Genomic DNA, 1,993 nt, shown 5'->3' with positions numbered 1-1,993 from the left:
GATGCAGCTGGTGCCGGTGGACTGCAATGCCCTGGTAGAGGACGTGGTCACGACGCTCGGGCCCAGCGCCAGCGCCAGGGGCTTGAAGCTGCAGACGCGGTTGTCGCCCAGCGGCATGGTGATGGCCGACAGGCGCGCGCTGCAGCAGATCCTGATCAACCTGACCAACAACGCGATCAAGTTCACCGAACAAGGGCGGGTCGAGGTTTTCGTCGAACCGATTGAAGCTGCTTCGCAGGAGCCTCGGCTCGYGGTGGGGGTGTCCGACACCGGCGTCGGCATGTCGAGCGAAGACGTGGCCCAGCTCTTCCAGCCGTTCACCCAGGTGGGCAACCTGAGCCGGCCGGCCAGTGTCGAAGGCACGGGCCTGGGCCTGTACCTTTGCCGCAAGCTGGCCGAGCTGCACGGCAGCAACATCGAGGTGGCCAGCCAGCTGGGCGTTGGCAGCCGGTTCTGGCTGTCGCTTGCCGCCGCCAAGCCTGCGGAGGCCGCTCGATGAAACGGCCGCGCCTGCTGGTCGTCGACGACAACGCCATCAACCTCGCGCTGCTCGGCTACCTGCTCGACAACTCAGGCTTCGAGGTCAGTGCGGCCGAGAACGGTGAACAGGCGCTGAAGATCCTGACGCAGCGGCGCGACTTCGACGCGGTGCTGTGCGACATCCAGATGCCGGTGATGGACGGCTACGAGTTCGCGCGGCAGGTCAGGGCGCAGCCTGGCTTGGCGCAGATGCCGCTGGTGGCCATCACCGCGCTGGCCATGGTGGGTGACCGCGGCCGCATCCTGGCGGCGGGCTTCGATGGCTATGTGTCCAAGCCGATCGAGCCGGTGGAGTTCATCGCCACCTTGAGAACCCTGGTGCCCAGCCTCTGGTCGGAACCACCTGGGCCGTCCCCGGCGCCAGCCCCGGCGCCATTGCCGCCACCGCCGGCGGGGCTGACCGTCCTGGTGCTGGACGACACGGCGTCCAACCTGCAGCTCAAGCGAGATCTGCTGCAGCCGCTGGGCTACCGCGTGCTCACCGCCGATACCGCCGCTGCTGCGCTGCAGCTTGCCCGGACCGAGCGGCCGAACCTGATCATCAGCGACGTTGGCATGCCCACCGGCAGCGGCTTCGATTTCATCGCCGAGGTCAAGGCCGATGCGGCGCTGAGCAGCATCCCGTTCATCTTCTTGTCGGCCACCCATTGGGACGAACGTGACCGTGCCAAAGGCATGGCCATGGGGGCGATGCGCTACCTGCAGCGCCCGATCGACTCACAAACCTTGCTCGATGAGATCCGGCGTTGCCTCGCAGACGGCGCCACCGGGGGTTGAAGCCCGCGGCGCTTCAGCACTCGACGATGTTGACCGCCAGGCCGCCGCGCGCGGTTTCCTTGTACTTGGTCTGCATGTCGGCGCCGGTCTCGCGCATGGTCTTGATGACCTTGTCGAGGCTCACATGGTGCGTGCCGTCACCGTGCAGTGCCATGCGCGCCGCGTTGATGGCCTTGACCGACGCGATCGCGTTGCGCTCGATGCAGGGGATCTGCACCAGGCCGCCGACCGGGTCGCAGGTCAGGCCCAGGTGGTGCTCCATGCCGATCTCGGCAGCGTTCTCGGCTTGCTCCGGCGTGCCGCCCATCACCGCGGCCAAGGCGCCGGCGGCCATCGAGCAGGCCACGCCGACCTCGCCCTGGCAGCCGACCTCGGCGCCCGAGATGCTGGCGTTCTCTTTGTAGAGGATGCCGATCGCCGCGGCGGTGAGCATGAAGTCCATCACCCCGGTGTCGGTCGCGCCGTACACGAAGCGGTGGTAGTAGTGCAGCACCGCGGGCACGATGCCGGCGGCGCCGTTGGTCGGCGCGGTCACCACGCGGCCACCGGCGGCGTTTTCTTCGTTGACGGCCAGCGCATACAGGTTGACCCAGTCCATCACCTGCAGCGGGTCGCGCAACGCGGCCTCTGGGTTGGCGGTCAGGTCGCGGTACAGCTGCGCCGCGCGGCGCTTGAC

Annotated in this window: 3 protein-coding genes; 2 read left to right on the top strand and 1 reads right to left on the bottom strand. The window is 68.0% G+C overall.

Features of this window, described 5'->3' with window-relative positions:
• Both AC1DYI_RS34025 and AC1DYI_RS34020 read left to right on the top strand, forming a co-directional pair.
• Positions 1 to 499, top strand: a 499-nt coding sequence (locus AC1DYI_RS34025; RefSeq protein WP_477208521.1) for an ATP-binding protein, incomplete at its 5' end; no start/stop codon positions are given.
• Positions 496 to 1,317, top strand: a complete 822-nt coding sequence (locus AC1DYI_RS34020; RefSeq protein ID WP_477208520.1) for a response regulator — start codon at positions 496 to 498, stop codon at positions 1,315 to 1,317. The genes AC1DYI_RS34025 and AC1DYI_RS34020, both read left to right, overlap by 4 nt.
• Before the next feature lie 13 nt (positions 1,318 to 1,330).
• Here AC1DYI_RS34020 and AC1DYI_RS34015 read toward each other — a convergent pair.
• The coding region (locus tag AC1DYI_RS34015) for an L-serine ammonia-lyase (protein ID WP_477208519.1) at positions 1,331 to 1,993 on the bottom strand (663 nt) is incomplete at its 5' end.

It is taken from the genome of Ideonella sp. P3_A4, from assembly GCF_056403075.1.
The sequence above is the reverse complement of the archived record's forward strand: the minus strand, read 5'-3'. Positions and strand labels throughout refer to the sequence as shown.